This is a genomic window from Streptomyces sp. BR1 (genome assembly GCF_052373795.1).
GTDB lineage: Bacteria > Actinomycetota > Actinomycetes > Streptomycetales > Streptomycetaceae > Streptomyces.
On record NZ_CM126252.1, the window covers coordinates 4,373,217 to 4,391,503 of the forward strand.

Here is an 18,287-nt window from a genome sequence, read left to right on the forward strand (position 1 = left end):
GTCTGCTCCGCGCGCTGAGGACAACGGTCCACCCCTACGCCCCCGAGGACCACGAGACCCCATGCCCCGCGGCCGGTATTCGCTCCACGATCCGCACGACCACACCCCCCTCGGCGAAGAACACTTCCACTGCGCACCCGGCCCCTCCGGCTGGCGCTACGTCTCCCAGATCACCACCCCTTCCGGCGAGCCCGCGGGCTCCGTCGACCTGGCCCTCGACGACCTCGGCCGCCCGATCCGTCTCGAACTCCACGCCGGCGGCTGGCAGGTGCGGGGTGCCGCCCTCGACGGCGTCACCTGGGTCCGCACCGACCCCACCGGCGCTCACGCAACCGAAGGCAATGTCCCCGCCCACGCCTTCACCGGCACGTCCCCGGCATTCCTCATCGCCACGTCACGTCTGCTCCGCCTCACCCCCGGTTCCCCCGCGACACGCGTCCGCCTCGTCGCCTTCACCGACCCGGTCCTGGCCCCCCGCACCCTCGACCAGTCCTGGGCCTTGCTGAACAGTGAAGCGCACCCCACTGACAACGGCCCCCTGACCGTGGACGAATACCAGGTCAGCGCCCTGGACACGGGGGAGCAGCACACTGTCCACATCTCCGGCGACGTGGTCCTCGCAGCGCCGGGAATCGAGCTCGAATCCCTCGAAACCCCGCCGTCGGCCTGGGCACCCTAGGCAGGCGGTACGAACCCGGTGACGGGCGCCGCGCCAGCCGCCGTCCCGGTCTCTTGCACGGGCTTCGGCCACGGCGCGGGGGTCGACTCCGGTCCTGACTCCGACCCCTGCCCAGACTCCCTCGCCTGCCCGACCCCCGGCATCGCGGGTGCGGCCACGACGGGTGGCACGCCCTGCTCCCCGGGAGCCGCAGCTGCACTCGGCGCGGCCCAGCCAGGGGCTCCGCCTCCGGCACGTGTGCCACGCTCGACAAAGGCTCGTTGCGCGGCCCCCTGAGCCACGCCGTGCGCGCCCCAACCAGCCGCAGTGCCGCCCCAACCGCCGACCGCTTCGGCACCGCCGACACCATTCGCCCGTGCCGCCCCGAACGCCCGCCGCGCGTCCCGCGTCTGCCGCTCGCTCATCACCGCGGCGAGATACGCGGCCGGAGGCACGCCTTCCGGAGCGGGCACCCCCGTACGCGCCACCAAGTCGTCGGCCAGCCGGACCGCCATCGTCCAGCTCACCTGCGCGTCCAGCTGCCCCATGCGCGTCAGGTACTGCCGCAAGGCCAGCCACAGCGAGTCCGGCACCCCGGACAGATCGAGCCCGGCGAAACGTCCCATCAGCCAGGGCGGGGGAGGAGGCAGGGTCGAGGCCCGCCCGGCAGGCACCCTCTCCCGTACGACCAGCGTCCCCGCGAACACGTCCCCGATCCGCCGCCCCCGCTCCGACACCAGCGACGCGATACAGGCGACGACCCCGAACGTCAGCAGGATCTCCACGACCCCCATCGCCCCGCGCACGAGCGCGTGCCGGAACCGGATCGGCCCGCCGTCGTCCCGCACCACCCGCAGCCCACACGCGACCTTCCCCAGCGACCGCCCGTGCGAGAGGGTCTCGACCGCTATGGGCGCGCCCACCAGTACGAGGACGAACATGGCGACGGATATCGCCGCGCGCGCAGCGTCGTCGAGCGAAGCGGTCGCCAGTAGCAGCGCGAACGAGACCACCAGGTAGGCGGTCCAGGCCACGGCCATGTCGATCACCAGCGCGAGCGCGCGACTGGGCAACCGCGCGGGACGCAGCCCCAACACGACCGCATCCCCCGTGACCAGCGCACTCACCGGCATCCACCCTTCACCGCACGTGACCCTGAGCGACGACCTTCCCGGCCCCCTGGAAGCATCAGTCTGCCAAGCTGACCAGCAGCGCGCCGCAGTAGTAGTACGGACCGTACGCACCCAGTGCCTGGAGCAGCAGCCGACCATGGACCTCGATGTCTTCGTCACCGCCCACCACCCCGAGTGGGACCGACTGGAACACCTCCTGCGCCGCGGCCGCCGCCTGACCGGCGCAGAGGCCGACGAACTCGTCGCCCTCTATCAGCGCACCTCGACGCACTTGTCGCAGATACAGTCTTCGGCCCCGGACCCGCAGCTCACAGCCCGCCTCACTCAACTCGTCGCTCGCGCCCGCGCCACCGTCACGGGCACACGACGGGCCACCTGGCGCGATGCCGCCGTCTTCTTGGCGGCCGGTTTCCCTGCCGCCGTCTATCGCGCGCGTAGATGGTGGATTCCGGCGGCCCTCGTCTCGACGGCTCTTGCCGCGATCATCGGCTGGTGGATCGGCACCCACCCCGAGGTGCAGTCCTCCATCGCCGCCCCAGGGACGCTCCGGGACATGACGCGCCCTGGTGGTGAGTACGAGACGTACTACTCAAGCCACCCCGCTGCGTCCTTCGCCGCCCAGGTCTGGACGAACAACGCGCAGGCCACAGCGATGTGCCTGGTCCTCGGCGCCTTCCTGGGCCTTCCCGTCCTGTGGGTCCTGTTCTCGAACATGCTGAACCTGGGCGTCGGCATCGGCCTCATGTCGTCGGCTGGCCGCCTGGATACGTTTCTGGGCCTGGTCCTCCCGCATGGCCTCCTGGAACTGACCGCCGTCTTCGTAGCGGCCGGTACAGGGCTACGCCTTGGCTGGACCGTCATCGACCCGGGCCCCCGGAGCCGCCGCGACGCACTCGCCGAGGAGGGTCGCGCGGCCCTGGGCATGGCCATCGGCCTCGCCCTGGTCCTCTTCGTCTCCGGCGTCATCGAAGCCTTCGTCACCCCGTCGAGCCTGCCGACCTGGGTCCGCATCACGATCGGCATCGCCGCGGAGGCGGCATTCCTTGCATACGTCTACGTACTCGGCGGCAGAGCGGCACGCGCGGGCGAGACGGGTGACGTCGAGGCACCGGGCCGAAGCGCCGCGCTCCCCACCGCCGCGTGATGTGCGTACGACCCCTCTGACCTGGTACTGTCCTCTTCGCCCACAAAAACCGTTGACACGGTCGGAGTGGGGAGGTAGATTCAAACGGTTGCGCGGAGCTGGACAAGCTCAAGCGCACTGGCTAACATCTCTCTCGCTCTCACCGGAAATTGAATTTCCGAAGAGCCACCCCCGATTTGATTCGAATCAAGAAGCCGATTCGCTCGGCCGAAATGATTCTGATAGAGTCGGAACCGCCGGAAAGGGAAAACGCGAGAGCGAAGAACCTGGAAAGCGCCGAGGAAATCGGAACGGAAACGGTCTGATAGAGTCGGAAACGAAGGAAGCGCCCGGAGGGCCCGGAAACGGGAACAAAGGAAGCGTCCGTACCTTGAGAACTCAACAGCGTGCCAAAAGTCAACGCCAGATTGACAACCCCGGCCTGCCAGTGATGGTGGGTTGGAGGTTCCTTTGAAAAGTCCATCCGCTTGCGGGTGGCAACAACACAGCGAGGACGCTGAGGACAACTGGTCATATTCCGACCGGGTTGTTCCGCTCTTTCGTGTGTGTGCACCGGATTACCGGTAAACATTCATGGAGAGTTTGATCCTGGCTCAGGACGAACGCTGGCGGCGTGCTTAACACATGCAAGTCGAACGATGAAGCCCTTCGGGGTGGATTAGTGGCGAACGGGTGAGTAACACGTGGGCAATCTGCCCTTCACTCTGGGACAAGCCCTGGAAACGGGGTCTAATACCGGATACGACCTGGAAGCGCATGCTTCCGGGTGGAAAGCTCCGGCGGTGAAGGATGAGCCCGCGGCCTATCAGCTTGTTGGTGGGGTAATGGCCTACCAAGGCGACGACGGGTAGCCGGCCTGAGAGGGCGACCGGCCACACTGGGACTGAGACACGGCCCAGACTCCTACGGGAGGCAGCAGTGGGGAATATTGCACAATGGGCGAAAGCCTGATGCAGCGACGCCGCGTGAGGGATGACGGCCTTCGGGTTGTAAACCTCTTTCAGCAGGGAAGAAGCGCAAGTGACGGTACCTGCAGAAGAAGCGCCGGCTAACTACGTGCCAGCAGCCGCGGTAATACGTAGGGCGCAAGCGTTGTCCGGAATTATTGGGCGTAAAGAGCTCGTAGGCGGCTTGTCACGTCGGATGTGAAAGCCCGGGGCTTAACCCCGGGTCTGCATTCGATACGGGCTAGCTAGAGTGTGGTAGGGGAGATCGGAATTCCTGGTGTAGCGGTGAAATGCGCAGATATCAGGAGGAACACCGGTGGCGAAGGCGGATCTCTGGGCCATTACTGACGCTGAGGAGCGAAAGCGTGGGGAGCGAACAGGATTAGATACCCTGGTAGTCCACGCCGTAAACGTTGGGAACTAGGTGTTGGCGACATTCCACGTCGTCGGTGCCGCAGCTAACGCATTAAGTTCCCCGCCTGGGGAGTACGGCCGCAAGGCTAAAACTCAAAGGAATTGACGGGGGCCCGCACAAGCAGCGGAGCATGTGGCTTAATTCGACGCAACGCGAAGAACCTTACCAAGGCTTGACATATACCGGAAAGCATTAGAGATAGTGCCCCCCTTGTGGTCGGTATACAGGTGGTGCATGGCTGTCGTCAGCTCGTGTCGTGAGATGTTGGGTTAAGTCCCGCAACGAGCGCAACCCTTGTTCTGTGTTGCCAGCATGCCCTTCGGGGTGATGGGGACTCACAGGAGACTGCCGGGGTCAACTCGGAGGAAGGTGGGGACGACGTCAAGTCATCATGCCCCTTATGTCTTGGGCTGCACACGTGCTACAATGGCCGGTACAATGAGCTGCGATGCCGTGAGGCGGAGCGAATCTCAAAAAGCCGGTCTCAGTTCGGATTGGGGTCTGCAACTCGACCCCATGAAGTCGGAGTTGCTAGTAATCGCAGATCAGCATTGCTGCGGTGAATACGTTCCCGGGCCTTGTACACACCGCCCGTCACGTCACGAAAGTCGGTAACACCCGAAGCCGGTGGCCCAACCCCTTGTGGGAGGGAGCTGTCGAAGGTGGGACTGGCGATTGGGACGAAGTCGTAACAAGGTAGCCGTACCGGAAGGTGCGGCTGGATCACCTCCTTTCTAAGGAGCACAGTACCGATTGCAGGCAAATGTTCTGCACGGTCAGCTCATGGGTGGAACGTTGACTATTCGGCACTTCCGGAAAGATTTCACTAGTACTGCTTCGGCGTGGAACGTGAGAGACGATCTGGGAGGGCCGGGCACGCTGTTGGGTGTCTGAAGGTGCGGCCGGTAAGGCCAAAGTCTTCAGTTGCCGGCCCCAGTGCACTCACTACTTGTTGGTGGGGTGATGGGTGGCTGGTCGTTGTTTGAGAACTGCACAGTGGACGCGAGCATCTGTGGCCAAGTTTTTAAGGGCGCACGGTGGATGCCTTGGCACCAGGAACCGATGAAGGACGTGGGAGGCCACGATAGTCCCCGGGGAGCCGTCAACCAGGCTTTGATCCGGGGGTTTCCGAATGGGGAAACCCGGCAGTCGTCATGGGCTGTCACCCATGCCTGAACACATAGGGCATGTGGAGGGAACGAGGGGAAGTGAAACATCTCAGTACCCTCAGGAAGAGAAAACAACCGTGATTCCGGGAGTAGTGGCGAGCGAAACCGGATGAGGCCAAACCTATGACGTGTGAGACCCGGCAGGGGTTGCGTCGTGGGGGTTGTGGGATCTCTCTTTCACAGTCTGCCGGCTGTGAGACGAGTCAGAAACCGTTGATGTAGGCGAAGGACATGCGAAAGGTCCGGCGTAGAGGGTAAGACCCCCGTAGCTGAAACATTGACGGCTCGTTTGAGAGACACCCAAGTAGCACGGGGCCCGAGAAATCCCGTGTGAATCTGGCGGGACCACCCGCTAAGCCTAAATATTCCCTGGTGACCGATAGCGGATAGTACCGTGAGGGAATGGTGAAAAGTACCGCGGGAGCGGAGTGAAATAGTACCTGAAACCGTGTGCCTACAAGCCGTGGGAGCGTCGCATACGTGCTTGCACGTATGTCGTGACTGCGTGCCTTTTGAAGAATGAGCCTGCGAGTTAGCGGTGTGTAGCGAGGTTAACCCGTGTGGGGAAGCCGTAGCGAAAGCGAGTCCGAACAGGGCGTTTGAGTTGCACGCTCTAGACCCGAAGCGGAGTGATCTAGCCATGGGCAGGTTGAAGCGGAGGTAAGACTTCGTGGAGGACCGAACCCACCAGGGTTGAAAACCTGGGGGATGACCTGTGGTTAGGGGTGAAAGGCCAATCAAACTCCGTGATAGCTGGTTCTCCCCGAAATGCATTTAGGTGCAGCGTCGTGTGTTTCTTGCCGGAGGTAGAGCACTGGATAGGCGATGGGCCCTACCGGGTTACTGACCTTAGCCAAACTCCGAATGCCGGTAAGTGAGAGCGCGGCAGTGAGACTGTGGGGGATAAGCTCCATGGTCGAGAGGGAAACAGCCCAGAGCATCGACTAAGGCCCCTAAGCGTACGCTAAGTGGGAAAGGATGTGGAGTCGCAGAGACAACCAGGAGGTTGGCTTAGAAGCAGCCACCCTTGAAAGAGTGCGTAATAGCTCACTGGTCAAGTGATTCCGCGCCGACAATGTAGCGGGGCTCAAGCGTACCGCCGAAGTCGTGTCATTGCAGTACATACCCCCAACGGGGACTGTGATGGGTAGGGGAGCGTCGTGTGCCGGGTGAAGCAGCAGCGGAAGCTAGTTGTGGACGGTTCACGAGTGAGAATGCAGGCATGAGTAGCGATACACACGTGAGAAACGTGTGCGCCGATTGACTAAGGGTTCCTGGGTCAAGCTGATCTGCCCAGGGTAAGTCGGGACCTAAGGCGAGGCCGACAGGCGTAGTCGATGGACAACCGGTTGATATTCCGGTACCCGCTTTGAAACGCCCAATATCGAATCCATTAATGCTAAGGCCGTGAAGCCGCCCTGGAGTCTTCGGACAAAGGGGAGTGGTGGAGCCGCTGATCCAAGGTGGTAGTAGGTAAGCGATGGGGTGACGCAGGAAGGTAGTCCAGCCCGGGCGGTGGTAGTCCCGGGGTAAGGGTGTAGGGCGCTGTCTAGGCAAATCCGGACAGCATGAAGCCTGAGACCTGATGCCGAGCCGATTGTGGTGAAGTGGATGATCCTATGCTGTCGAGAAAAGCCTCTAGCGAGTTTCATGGCGGCCCGTACCCTAAACCGACTCAGGTGGTCAGGTAGAGAATACCGAGGCGTTCGGGTGAACTATGGTTAAGGAACTCGGCAAAATGCCCCCGTAACTTCGGGAGAAGGGGGGCCATCACCGGTGATGAGTCTTGCACTCTGAGCTGGGGGTGGCCGCAGAGACCAGCGAGAAGCGACTGTTTACTAAAAACACAGGTCCGTGCGAAGCCGTAAGGCGATGTATACGGACTGACGCCTGCCCGGTGCTGGAACGTTAAGGGGACCGGTTAGTCACATTTCGGTGTGGCGAAGCTGAGAACTTAAGCGCCAGTAAACGGCGGTGGTAACTATAACCATCCTAAGGTAGCGAAATTCCTTGTCGGGTAAGTTCCGACCTGCACGAATGGCGTAACGACTTCTCGACTGTCTCAACCATAGGCCCGGTGAAATTGCACTACGAGTAAAGATGCTCGTTTCGCGCAGCAGGACGGAAAGACCCCGGGACCTTTACTACAGTTTGATATTGGTGTTCGGTTCGGCTTGTGTAGGATAGGTGGGAGACTGTGAAGCAGCCACGCCAGTGGTTGTGGAGTCGTCGTTGAAATACCACTCTGGTCGTGCTGGATGTCTAACCTGGGTCCGTGATCCGGATCAGGGACAGTGTCTGATGGGTAGTTTAACTGGGGCGGTTGCCTCCTAAAGAGTAACGGAGGCGCCCAAAGGTTCCCTCAGCCTGGTTGGCAATCAGGTGTTGAGTGTAAGTGCACAAGGGAGCTTGACTGTGAGACCGACGGGTCGAGCAGGGACGAAAGTCGGGACTAGTGATCCGGCGGTGGCTTGTGGAAGCGCCGTCGCTCAACGGATAAAAGGTACCCCGGGGATAACAGGCTGATCTTCCCCAAGAGTCCATATCGACGGGATGGTTTGGCACCTCGATGTCGGCTCGTCGCATCCTGGGGCTGGAGTCGGTCCCAAGGGTTGGGCTGTTCGCCCATTAAAGCGGTACGCGAGCTGGGTTTAGAACGTCGTGAGACAGTTCGGTCCCTATCCGCTGTGCGCGTAGGAATATTGAGAAGGGCTGTCCCTAGTACGAGAGGACCGGGACGGACGAACCTCTGGTGTGCCAGTTGTCCTGCCAAGGGCATGGCTGGTTGGCTACGTTCGGGAGGGATAACCGCTGAAAGCATCTAAGCGGGAAGCCTGCTTCGAGATGAGTATTCCCACCTCCTTGAGAGGGTAAGGCTCCCAGTAGACGACTGGGTTGATAGGCCAGATGTGGAAGCCTCGTAAGGGGTGGAGCTGACTGGTACTAATAGGCCGAGGGCTTGTCCTCAGTTGCTCGCGTCCACTGTGTTTGTTCTGAAATAACGAACAGCTGTGTCAGTGCCAGCGTTCAAATTTCATAGTGTTTCGGTGGTCATAGCGTTAGGGAAACGCCCGGTTACATTCCGAACCCGGAAGCTAAGCCTTTCAGCGCCGATGGTACTGCAGGGGGGACCCTGTGGGAGAGTAGGACGCCGCCGAACAAATTTTAGCCTCAGTCCCCGACCGTTCCGGTCGGGGACTGAGGCATTTTTGTGTTCAGGACCCTTTTCCTTTGAGCCCTATGGTCTGCCCTCCGCTGTCAGAGCCGGCCCGCCGCCTTCAGTTCCAGATACGCGTCGGCCAGGGCCGGTGCGAGTTCGTCCGGGGTGGCGTCCACGACGGTGACGCCGTGGCGCGTCAGCTGTTCGGCTGTACGACGACGCTGTTCCTGGGTCCTGCTGGCCGAGGCGGCATCGTAAACGGCGTCCACGGTGCCGCGGGCCTCTGCCATCTTCTTGATGTGGGGGTCGGCGACAGCGGCGACCAGGACCGTGTGGCGCTTGGTGAGCTGCGGGAGTACAGGGAGCAGGCCCTCCTCGACGGGCGCAGCGTCCAGGCTTGTCAGGAGCACGATCAGTGAACGCCGAGGCGCATTGGCCAGTGCGGCGGCGCTCAGGCCGAGGGCATCCGTCTCCACCAGCTCGGGTTCGAGCGGTGCGAGCGCGTTGACCAGAGCGGGCAGGAGCTCGCCGGCGGCGCGGCCCTGGACCTGGGCGCGCACGCGGCGGTCGTACGCCAGGAGGTCGACGCGGTCGCCCGCGCGGGAGGCGAGCGTGGCGAGGAGCAGCGTCGCGTCCATGGCCGCGTCGAGCCGGGGCACGTCTCCGACGCGGCCCGCCGACGTTCGTCCGGTGTCGAGGACGACAAGAATGTGGCGGTCGCGCTCGGGGCGCCAGGTGCGTACGGCGACGGTGTTCTGGCGGGCGGTGGCGCGCCAATCGATGGAGCGGGTGTCGTCGCCGGGGACGTAGGGGCGCAGGCTGTCGAACTCGGTTCCCTCACCTCGGGTCAACACGCTCGTGCGGCCGTCGAGTTCGCGGAGCCGTGCCAGCCGGGACGGGAGGTGTTTGCGGCTGGTGAAAGGCGGCAGGACGCGCACGGTCCAGGGGACGCGGTGGCCGCCTTGCCGGGAGGCTAGGCCGAGTGGGCCGTACGACCGGATGGTGATCCGCTCGGAGTGGCGGTCGCCTCGCCGGGTCGGGCGCAGGGTCGTGGTGAGACGGCGGCGTTCGCCGGCCGGGATCTTCAACGTATGCCGGGAGGCGGCCTGTTCGGCGCCGGACGGCCAGCTGCTGGGCAGCCAGGCGTCGCGGAGCTCGGCGCGCAGGGGGCGGCCCGAGGGATTGGTGATGGTGAGGACGACTTCGGCGGCGTCACCCAATCGAACTGACGTATCACCGTTTCGGGTGAATTGCAGCTTTCGCACTGGCGCGGCGAGGGCGTAGTCGCACATCATTGCGAGTGTGAGGGGGGCGTTGACCGCGAGCATTCCCGCCCAGCTCGGGGCCAGTACGCCAACGGGGACAGAGCCGAGTGCGGCGAGCAGAGCGGTGCGTCCGGTGAGAGCCACGGCCGCCGCCTCAGCGGGGGACGGGTACGTGAGCGAGGACCGAGGTGATGACGGAGTCGGCGGTGACGCCCTCCATCTCCGCCTCGGGCCGCAGCTGGATGCGATGGCGAAGTGTGGGGAGGGCCAAGGCCTTTACGTCGTCGGGGATGACGTAGTCCCGGCCCGTGAGCCAGGCCCAGGCGCGAGCGGTGGAGAGCAGAGCGGTGGCGCCTCGGGGGGAGACACCGAGGCTGAGCGAGGGGGATTCACGCGTGGCACGACAGATATCGACGACATAGCCGGTGATCTCGGCGGAGACCGAGGTCTTGGCGACGGCAGCGCGCGCCGCTTCCAGATCCGCGGCGCCCGCGACAGGGCGGACTCCGGCGGCTTGGAGGTCGCGGGGATTGAAGCCCTCCGCGTGGCGGGTGAGGACATTGATCTCGTCCGCGCGGGAGGGGAGAGGCACCGTCAACTTCAGCAGGAAGCGGTCCAGCTGGGCTTCCGGCAGGGGATAGGTGCCCTCGTACTCGACCGGGTTCTGCGTCGCCGCGACCAGGAACGGTTCGGGGAGCGGTCGCGGCGTGCCGTCGACGGTGACCTGACGCTCCTCCATGGCCTCCAGGAGAGAGGACTGTGTCTTCGGCGGGGTGCGGTTGATCTCGTCCGCGAGCAGGAGGTTGGTGAACACCGGGCCGGCCTGGAAAGAGAACTCGGCGGTGCGGGCGTCGTAGATGAGCGAGCCCGTGACATCACTGGGCATCAGATCGGGGGTGAACTGTACGCGCTTGGTGTCGAGTTCGAGAGAGGCGGCGAGCGAGCGCACGAGGAGCGTCTTGGCGACGCCGGGGACTCCTTCGAGCAGCACATGACCGCGGCAGAGCAGGGCCACGACAAGGCCCGTGACGGCGGAGTCCTGGCCGACCACGGCCTTGGCGATCTCGGTGCGCAGGGCCTCCAGGGAGGCGCGGGCGCTGTCCGGGTTCGCTGCGGTCGCCGGGGTTCGGTCGCTCATGAGGTGCGTACCTCTCTTTCGAGGGCGTCGAGTTCGTCCGCGAGGCGGACAAGTGCGGCATCGTCTGCCGGCGCCGGGCCGAACAGCAGGACCTGAAGGTCCCGTTCGGTGGCGGGGAGGCGGGCGGAGACGGCGGGGACGAAGAGTTCGGGCGCGTGCGCCGCCGAGGCGGGCACGCCGAGAAGGGGGGCCAGACGCATGCGGGTGGCCGAGCGCAGGGCGTCGGCCGCGCGGTCGCGGGCGTTGGCCTTGCGGTAGAGACGGGCGCGGCCCTCGGTCGCCTCGGACGCTCGGACGGCGACCGGCAGTTGCTCGGTCACCAGAGGGCCGAGGCGCCGGGCGCGCCAGATGGCGGCGAGGACTGCCGCGAGGGCGAGTTGGAGGGTGGCCCAGAGCCAGCCGGACGGGATGAGGTCGAAGAAGCTGCGGCCGCCGCCATCGGTGGCCGAGACATCGGCGAGCGAGGGGAGGTACCAGACCAGATGAGGACGGGAACCGAGGAGCTGGAGGGCGAGCGAGGCGTTGCCCTGCTTGTCGAGACGGTGGTTGTAGAGGATGTCCGGGGCGCCGAGCAGAACGGTGTCACCGTTGGCGGGTGTCTCCATCCGGAGCAGAGTGGGCAGCCCGGCGGCCGGGTAACAGGCGTCGCTTGCCTGCCCGTTGGCCGAGTAGCGGACGCCGCCGGTGTCGGCGCTGCCGGCGCGTACGGCCGGTGCCAGGGAGCAGGCTGGCTCGCGGGCGCTCACGGAGGCCGATTCCTCCTCGTGCACGCCGGGGGCGAGTACGAGGAGGGAGGCCGACCTTGGCGACACCAGGAGTGTGCGGCCGCCGGACTCGGCGGTGGCGGCGTGGAGTTGGCGTTGCTGGGGCTCGGTGAGCAGGTCGGGGACGGCGACCAGGAGCGTGGTGTCTGGGCCGGTGGCGCGGGTGGCCTCGTCGAGGGTGGTGACCACGCGGGTGGAGACGCCCTGGTTCTTGAGGAGTTCGGCGACTGCGCGGCTGCCGTAGCGGTCCGCGGAGCGGGGGTCGAGGCGGCCGTGCTGGTCACCGGAGCGGGCGGCGGCGAGTGCGATGCCGGCGGCGAGGAGGATGACCGCGGCGAGGAGCAGTCCGCGCGTGCGTGTCCAGATCTGACGGGGTGTCGCGGCAGTGGACGTGCGGTCGGAGGGGGAGAGGGGAGGAACGGCTGCGGAGGCCTGTGCGTGGGTCACTCTGCGGCTCCCCGAGTGGCCCCCTGCGCGGCGTGGCCCTGGGCGAGGGCGCTCAGCTCCGGTTTGGTGCGTTCGAGATCAGTGTCGAGGTCACGCAGACGGTGGTACGCGGCCTCGTTCGCCGTACGGCCTCCGTATGTGACGTCGTCGAACTCGCGGGCCGCGGTGCGGAGTCGGTCGGCGTGGGCGGGCAGCGGGCGGGCTGCCTCGGCGGCCGCTTCGTCGGCGGTACGACCGGGGCGCGGGTCGAGGAGGGCGCGCTCCTCCAGGGAGCGGACGACGGCCCGCATCCGTTCCTGGACGGCTTGCGTCCAGCGGTGGGCGTCCGCATGGGCCTCGGCTGCCGCGCGGTGCTCGGCGGCGCTGCGCGGGCCGTCCTCGAAGACCGAGCCACCGGCCGACGCGGTGCGCTGCGGGGTGCCGAGCCGCCACCACAGGGCCGCGACGAGGGCCAGGACGAGGAACACTATGACGACCAGGCCGAGCGCGCCGCCGGGTGCCGCGCCCGAAGCGGCGTCGAAGAGGCCGCCGACCCAGTCCCAGAAGCGGTTGAGGGCGCGTTGCAGGAGGTTGGGGTCGTTCTCGTGGTACATCGGCTTGGACAGTTCGCGCTGCGCCGCCTCGCGGGCCGGCACGCGCGGAGTGTCCACCGGTGGCTCGCCGCCCCCATGGAGCAGTAGCCGCACCATGGTTGTGCCCCCCGTTGCGGACACCGCATCAGCTCCCGGGAGTCTCGTAGCCCGGCAGGTTCGCGGCGCGGGCGAGGTCGAGGTCGAGCGCCTCGCGGCGGATGCGCTGGTCGATGTAGAGCAGCGCGGTGACGCCGGCGGAGATCGGGTAGGTGATGGCCGCGCCGATGACCGCGCCGATCCCGGTGATGATCAGGAAGGGCCAGCCGTAGTCGGAAGTGGCGCCGCCGAAGAGGCTGTTGGCGCCGCCGTCGTCCACCACGGTGCCGATCACGGTGAACGGGATCGCGATGATCATCGAGACGATGAAGGTGAGGAGCAGCGTCAGCAGCGTGATGCCGAAGATCCGCCACCAGGCCCCGCGCACCAGCTTGGCCGACCGGCGCAGGGACTTCACGAGACCCTGCCGCTCCAGCATCAGCGCGGGGGCGGCGAGACTGAACTGGATCATCAGCCAGACGACGACCACGAAAGCTCCCAGCCCCCCGAGTGCGGCCAGGCCCACACCCGCGTCGGACCCGATGAGCAGGCCGGGGAGGATGCCGATCCCCACGATCGCACCGGCCATGAGCGGCATCAGGACGAGGAGGCCGAGCAGCGTCAGCAGGCGGGGGCTCGCCTCGGCCCAGGCTTCCCGCAGGGTCACGGGGCGGCCCAGCACGGAGCGGCTGATCACCACGGTGAGCACGGCCGTGACGAACAGGGTGCCGACCAGGCCCAGGACCGCGATGGGCAGCAGGCCGAGCATGCTCGATCGCAGGGAGTCGAAGGCCTGGTTGATGGCTTCGGTGCCCGTGGCGTTGGGATCGATCTCCGGCGCGGCCGGGAGCAGGTAGTGCTGGGCGAGGATGTTCCCGAACTCGGTGATCACGGCGACGGTGAGCGTGAGGCCGAGGACCGTGCGCCAGTGGGCGCGCATCGTCGACACCGCGCCGTCGAGGATCTCGCCGACGCCGAGCGGGCGGAGCGGGATGACGCCGGGCTTGGCGGCCGGCGGCCGGCCCCAGCCGGAGTTCCAGCCGCCGGGAGCGGGAGGCTGACCCCATCCGCCGCCCTGGTGGGGCCCTGGACGGCCCGGCGGAGGCAGCGGAGGACCCTGGCCCGGTGCGCCGGCCGGAGGCGACCACTGGCCCGCCGGAGGCTGGTTCCGGGACCACTGCGACGTCGCGCGGGCCCGGTCGGAGGGCTCGGGCGGGCGGGGCGCGCCGGAGTCCTCGCCGTCGGAGGGGGCCGATCCGGGCGAAGCCCAGCCCGGAGAGTCGTTCACGGTCGTCCACCTCGTGGCTTGGTCGCGGGACCGGCTCGGCGAGCCGGCTCCTTCGGGTTGGCAGCCATCGTGCCATGCGGTTCGGGGCAGTGGACCGGGCCCTGTATCTCGTTGGCACCTTCAATTGTCGGCGGCTCACCGGGCAGACTGGGCGGATGGCTGATCAGGACGTGCGATCCACCGTGGGTGCAGAGCCGCAGGGACTGCCCCAGCTGCGTTGGGACGAGCCGCCCGAAGGGCCGGTGCTGGTGCTCCTCGACCAGACCCGGCTCCCGGCGGAGGAGGTCGAGCTGGTCTGTACGGATGTGCCGGGGCTGGTGCGGGCGATCCAGACGCTGGCGGTGCGCGGGGCGCCGCTGCTCGGGATCGCCGGGGCCTACGGAGTGGCGCTGGCCGGGGTGCGCGGCTTCGACGTACAGGAGGCCGCTGTGCTGCTGGCGGGGGCGCGGCCCACCGCGGTGAACCTCGGGTACGGGGTGCGGCTGGCCCTCGGGGCGTACCAGGCAGCTGCCGAGAAGGGCGCGGGCCCGCAGGAGGCCGGGGCGGCGGCGCTGGCGGCCGCGCGGGCACTGCACCGGGCGGACGCGGAGGCCAGTGCCCGGATGGCGGCCCACGGTCTGGCGCTGCTCGACGAGCTGCTGCCCGGCGGCAGCCACAGCGTGCTCACGCACTGCAACACCGGGCGGCTGGTGTCGGGTGGCGAGGGCACCGCGTTCGCGGTCGCGCTGGCCGCGCACCGGGCAGGTCGGCTGCGGCGGCTGTGGGTGGACGAGACACGGCCGCTGCTGCAAGGGGCCAGACTGACCGCGTACGAAGCGGCTCGCAGTGGAATGGCGTACAGCTTGCTGACTGATAATGCCGCGGGTTCACTGTTCGCGGCGGGAGAGGTGGACGCTGTTCTGATCGGGGCGGACCGGATCGCTGCCGACGGCTCGGTGGCGAACAAGGTGGGAAGCTATCCGCTCGCCGTACTCGCCAAGTACCACCATGTGCCGTTCATCGTGGTGGCGCCCGTGACGACGGTGGATCTTCAGACGCCCGACGGGGCGGCGATCGAGGTCGAGCAGCGGCCCGGGCAAGAGGTGACGGAGCTCACCGGACCGCAGATTTCGGCGGCCGGGTGGGGGACCGGCGGCGGACTGCCCGTGGCGCCGCTCGGGACGCAGGCGTACAACCCCGCCTTCGATGTGACACCCCCCGAGTTGGTGACGGCGATCGTCACCGAGGAAGGTGTGCTCTCCCCTGTGACCGGGGGCGGGCTGAGAGTGCTGTGTGCCAGGTCACGCCAGGTAACGATTAGCTAATGGGATGATGACGTTTATGAAGGGACGCGTCCTTGTCGTCGACGACGACACCGCGCTGGCCGAGATGCTCGGCATTGTGCTGCGTGGAGAAGGTTTTGAGCCGTCGTTCGTAGCGGACGGCGACAAGGCACTGGCGGCATTCCGTGAGGCCAAGCCGGACCTGGTGCTGCTGGACCTCATGCTGCCCGGACGGGACGGCATCGAGGTCTGCAGGCTGATCAGGGCCGAGTCCGGTGTGCCGATCGTGATGCTCACCGCCAAGAGCGACACCGTGGATGTGGTGGTCGGCCTGGAATCCGGGGCGGACGACTACATCGTGAAGCCGTTCAAGCCGAAGGAGCTCGTCGCCCGTATCCGGGCGCGGCTGCGGAGGTCGGAGGAGCCGGCGCCGGAGCAGTTGGCGATCGGCGATCTGGTGATCGACGTGGCGGGTCACTCCGTGAAGCGGGACGGGCAGTCCATCGCCCTGACCCCGCTGGAGTTCGACCTGCTGGTCGCGCTCGCCCGTAAGCCGTGGCAGGTGTTCACCCGTGAGGTGCTCCTGGAGCAGGTGTGGGGGTACCGGCACGCGGCGGACACGCGGCTCGTCAACGTGCATGTCCAGCGGCTGCGCTCGAAGGTCGAGAAGGACCCCGAGCGCCCGGAGATCGTGGTGACCGTCCGTGGTGTCGGTTACAAGGCCGGACCGAGCTGACATGTCCCGCGGCGGTGCTGCTCCGAAGCCCGGGAAGCCCGGGGTCCGTGGGGGGCGGGCTGCTGGTGAGGGACGGAAGACGTCTTGGGGCGGGCGGATCCTCCAGGAGGGGACGCCCGGCAGCCCTGTGCTGCGCCTTTTCGTGCGCTGGGTGCGGCGTCCGCTGCTGCCCGCGCTGCGGCTGTGGCGGCGCAACATCCAGCTGCGGGTGGTCGCCTCCACCCTGCTGATGTCGCTGGGTGTGGTGCTGCTGCTCGGGTTCGTTGTCATCGGTCAGGTGCGCAACGGACTTCTGGTCACCAAGGAGAAGGCGGCCGAGAGCCAGTCGGCGGGCGGCTTCGCCGTGGCCAAGGACAAGGCGAGTGCTCCGGCGGCGCCGGGCGGGCAGGACGACGGCAGCTCGGACGGACGGGCCGGCAGTTCGGTGACCTGGCGCAGTGAGCTGGTGACCCAGCTCGCGAGTGGCGGTCAGGGCGCGTTCTACGTGGTGGCCCTGAGCGCCGACTCCGAGGACTCGTGGTCCAGTAACCGCGGGCCGCGCGCCTCGGGCGGGGTGGACCCGGTCGCGAGTGTGCCGCAGAGCCTGCGGAACTCGGTCGACGTGGGGACGGGCGCGTACAAGACGTACGCCTCGATCAAGTACCTCGACGGGCAGGAGCCGAAGCCGGGTCTGGTCATCGGCACCCGGCTCAAGGACGTCGACGGACAGGCGTACCAGCTGTACTACCTCTTCCCGCTGGCGCAGGAGGAGAAGACGCTGAGCCTGGTCAAGGGCACCCTCGCGACCGCGGGGCTGTTCCTGGTGGTGCTGCTCGGGGCGATCGCCTGGCTGGTGGTGCGACAGGTCGTGACACCGGTGCGGATGGCGGCGCAGATCGCCGAGCGGCTCTCCGCCGCCAAGCTCCAGGAACGCATGAAGGTCACCGGCGAGGACGACATCGCGCGGCTCGGCGAGGCCTTCAACAAGATGGCGCAGAACCTCCAGATCAAGATCCAGCAGCTGGAGGAGCTGTCGCGGATGCAGCGCCGGTTCGTCTCGGACGTCTCGCACGAGCTGCGTACGCCGCTGACGACCGTACGGATGGCCGCAGACGTCATCCATGACGCGCGGGTCGACTTCGATCCGGTGACGGCGCGGTCCGCCGAGCTGCTCGCCGGGCAGCTGGACCGGTTCGAGTCGCTGCTCGCCGATCTCCTGGAGATCAGCCGCTTCGACGCGGGTGCGGCGGCGCTGGAGGCCGAGCCGATAGACCTGCGGGACGTCGTACGACGGGTGATCGAGGGCGCCGAGCCGCTGGCCGAGCGCAAGGGCACCCGGATACGGGTGGTCGGCGACGACCAGCCGGTGGTCGCCGAGGCGGACGCCCGGCGCGTCGAGCGGGTGCTGCGCAACCTGGTCGTCAACGCCGTGGAGCACGGCGAGGGCCGGGACGTGGTGGTGCGGATGGCGACGGCCGGCGGCGCCGTGGCGGTCGCCGTGCGCGACTACGGCGTGGGCCTGAAGCCCGGCGAGGCGACCCGGGTGTTCAACCGCTTCTGGCGGGCCGACCCGGCACGGGCCAGGACGACCGGCGGCACCGGACTCGGGCTGTCGATCGCGGTCGAGGACGCGCGGCTGCACGGCGGCTGGCTGCAGGCCTGGGGCGAACCCGGTGGCGGCTCCCAGTTCCGGCTGACGCTGCCGCGTACGGCCGACGAGCCGCTGCGCGGATCGCCCATACCCCTGGAGCCGGAGGACTCGCGTTCCGCCCGCGAGCGGGCCCGCCAGGGTGCGGCCGCCGGGCAGGGCAACGGGCTGCGGCTGACGAGTGTGCCGGTCCAGCCGGTCGCCGACCGTTCTTCGCTGCCCGTGCCGCCCCGGCCCCCGATACCGCCCAGGACTTCGGGTCCGGCCGCCGATCCGACCGCGCTGCCCGGTGGCGGCGGGGCCCGGGTGGTGCCCCGGGTCGCGGACGGGCGCGCGGAAGGCGAATCCGTACCATCGCAGGCTGCTGACGCAGCGGCTGCCCCGGCAGTCGCGGACCAGGAGGAAACGGCTCGTGGGCGCTGATCCGGGGAGGGGGCTCGGCCGTCGGCTGCGGTCCGCCGCGCTG

General features: G+C 67.2%; 11 protein-coding genes and 3 rRNA genes. 8 read left to right on the top strand and 6 right to left on the bottom strand.

All coding sequences use genetic code 11. The features are described 5' to 3' along the window. Window positions 1-61 precede the first annotated feature (61 nt). The gene (locus ACT1U9_RS19080) at window positions 62-679 is read left to right on the top strand and encodes a hypothetical protein (protein WP_444533921.1); all 618 of its coding nucleotides are present in this window, start codon (window positions 62-64) and stop codon (window positions 677-679) included. Here ACT1U9_RS19080 and ACT1U9_RS19085 read toward each other — a convergent pair. Continuing rightward, window positions 676-1,785, bottom strand: a complete 1,110-nt coding sequence (locus tag ACT1U9_RS19085; RefSeq protein ID WP_444533922.1) for an RDD family protein — start codon at window positions 1,783-1,785, stop codon at window positions 676-678. The two genes, ACT1U9_RS19080 and ACT1U9_RS19085, sit on opposite strands and share 4 nt — an antisense overlap. Window positions 1,786-1,927: 142 nt before the next feature. Between ACT1U9_RS19085 and ACT1U9_RS19090 the strand changes: the two genes are divergently transcribed. The 4 genes from ACT1U9_RS19090 to rrf all read left to right on the top strand — a co-directional run bounded on the left by ACT1U9_RS19090 (window position 1,928) and on the right by rrf (window position 8,626). Continuing rightward, the gene (locus ACT1U9_RS19090; protein WP_444539183.1) at window positions 1,928-2,935 is read left to right on the top strand and encodes a stage II sporulation protein M; all 1,008 of its coding nucleotides are present in this window, start codon (window positions 1,928-1,930) and stop codon (window positions 2,933-2,935) included. 570 nt (window positions 2,936-3,505) lie between these two features. Then, window positions 3,506-5,031, top strand: a 16S ribosomal RNA gene (locus ACT1U9_RS19095). 280 nt (window positions 5,032-5,311) lie between these two features. Further along, window positions 5,312-8,433: ribosomal RNA gene (locus tag ACT1U9_RS19100) — 23S ribosomal RNA — on the top strand. A 76-nt stretch (window positions 8,434-8,509) separates the two neighbouring features. Beyond that, a 5S ribosomal RNA gene (rrf, locus tag ACT1U9_RS19105) occupies window positions 8,510-8,626 on the top strand. The 16S, 23S and 5S rRNA genes sit together here, the layout of an rRNA operon. 98 nt (window positions 8,627-8,724) lie before the next feature. Here the strand turns inward: rrf and ACT1U9_RS19110 are convergent. The 5 genes from ACT1U9_RS19110 to ACT1U9_RS19130 are packed head-to-tail and all read right to left on the bottom strand — an operon-like array spanning window position 8,725 to window position 14,196. Further along, a complete protein-coding gene (locus tag ACT1U9_RS19110) occupies window positions 8,725-10,035 on the bottom strand; it encodes a DUF58 domain-containing protein (protein WP_444533923.1) in 1,311 nt (436 codons plus the stop codon). 10 nt (window positions 10,036-10,045) lie between these two features. Next, window positions 10,046-11,029, bottom strand: a complete 984-nt coding sequence (locus ACT1U9_RS19115; RefSeq protein WP_444533924.1) for an AAA family ATPase — start codon at window positions 11,027-11,029, stop codon at window positions 10,046-10,048. After that, window positions 11,026-12,240, bottom strand: a complete 1,215-nt coding sequence (locus ACT1U9_RS19120; RefSeq protein ID WP_444533925.1) for a DUF4350 domain-containing protein — start codon at window positions 12,238-12,240, stop codon at window positions 11,026-11,028. The genes ACT1U9_RS19115 and ACT1U9_RS19120 overlap by 4 nt, the downstream gene beginning before the upstream one ends. Continuing rightward, window positions 12,237-12,953 (bottom strand): DUF4129 domain-containing protein, encoded by a 717-nt coding sequence (locus ACT1U9_RS19125; RefSeq protein WP_444533926.1) that lies wholly within the window; start codon window positions 12,951-12,953, stop codon window positions 12,237-12,239. Before ACT1U9_RS19125 ends, ACT1U9_RS19120 begins: the two co-directional genes overlap by 4 nt. A gap of 4 nt (window positions 12,954-12,957) precedes the next feature. Beyond that, a complete protein-coding gene (locus tag ACT1U9_RS19130; protein WP_444533927.1) occupies window positions 12,958-14,196 on the bottom strand; it encodes a DUF7544 domain-containing protein in 1,239 nt (412 codons plus the stop codon). 155 nt (window positions 14,197-14,351) lie between these two features. On the opposite strand from ACT1U9_RS19130, the gene mtnA reads away from it, so the two are divergent. From mtnA to mtrB, 3 genes are read left to right on the top strand one after another with little or no spacing between them, the layout of a single operon-like run. After that, window positions 14,352-15,500 (top strand): S-methyl-5-thioribose-1-phosphate isomerase, encoded by a 1,149-nt coding sequence (mtnA, locus tag ACT1U9_RS19135; protein WP_444533928.1) that lies wholly within the window; start codon window positions 14,352-14,354, stop codon window positions 15,498-15,500. A gap of 4 nt (window positions 15,501-15,504) precedes the next feature. Continuing rightward, the gene (mtrA, locus tag ACT1U9_RS19140) at window positions 15,505-16,194 is read left to right on the top strand and encodes a two-component system response regulator MtrA (protein ID WP_188278465.1); all 690 of its coding nucleotides are present in this window, start codon (window positions 15,505-15,507) and stop codon (window positions 16,192-16,194) included. A gap of 1 nt (window position 16,195) precedes the next feature. After that, on the top strand, window positions 16,196-18,244 hold the full coding sequence (mtrB, locus tag ACT1U9_RS19145; RefSeq protein ID WP_444533929.1) for an MtrAB system histidine kinase MtrB: 2,049 nt from the start codon (window positions 16,196-16,198) through the stop codon (window positions 18,242-18,244). Window positions 18,245-18,287: the final 43 nt, after the last annotated feature.

Bases quoted from the DNA above. Each gene is read 5' to 3' on its own strand.
- ACT1U9_RS19080 (WP_444533921.1), top strand. From the start codon at position 62: ATGCCCCGCGGCCGGTATTCGCTCCACGATCCGCACGACCACACCCCC.
- mtrB (WP_444533929.1), top strand. From the start codon at position 16,196: ATGTCCCGCGGCGGTGCTGCTCCGAAGCCCGGGAAGCCCGGGGTCCGT.
- mtrA (WP_188278465.1), top strand. From the start codon at position 15,505: ATGATGACGTTTATGAAGGGACGCGTCCTTGTCGTCGACGACGACACC.
- mtnA (WP_444533928.1), top strand. From the start codon at position 14,352: ATGGCTGATCAGGACGTGCGATCCACCGTGGGTGCAGAGCCGCAGGGA.
- ACT1U9_RS19115 (WP_444533924.1), bottom strand. From the start codon at position 11,029: ATGAGCGACCGAACCCCGGCGACCGCAGCGAACCCGGACAGCGCCCGC.
- ACT1U9_RS19090 (WP_444539183.1), top strand. From the start codon at position 1,928: ATGGACCTCGATGTCTTCGTCACCGCCCACCACCCCGAGTGGGACCGA.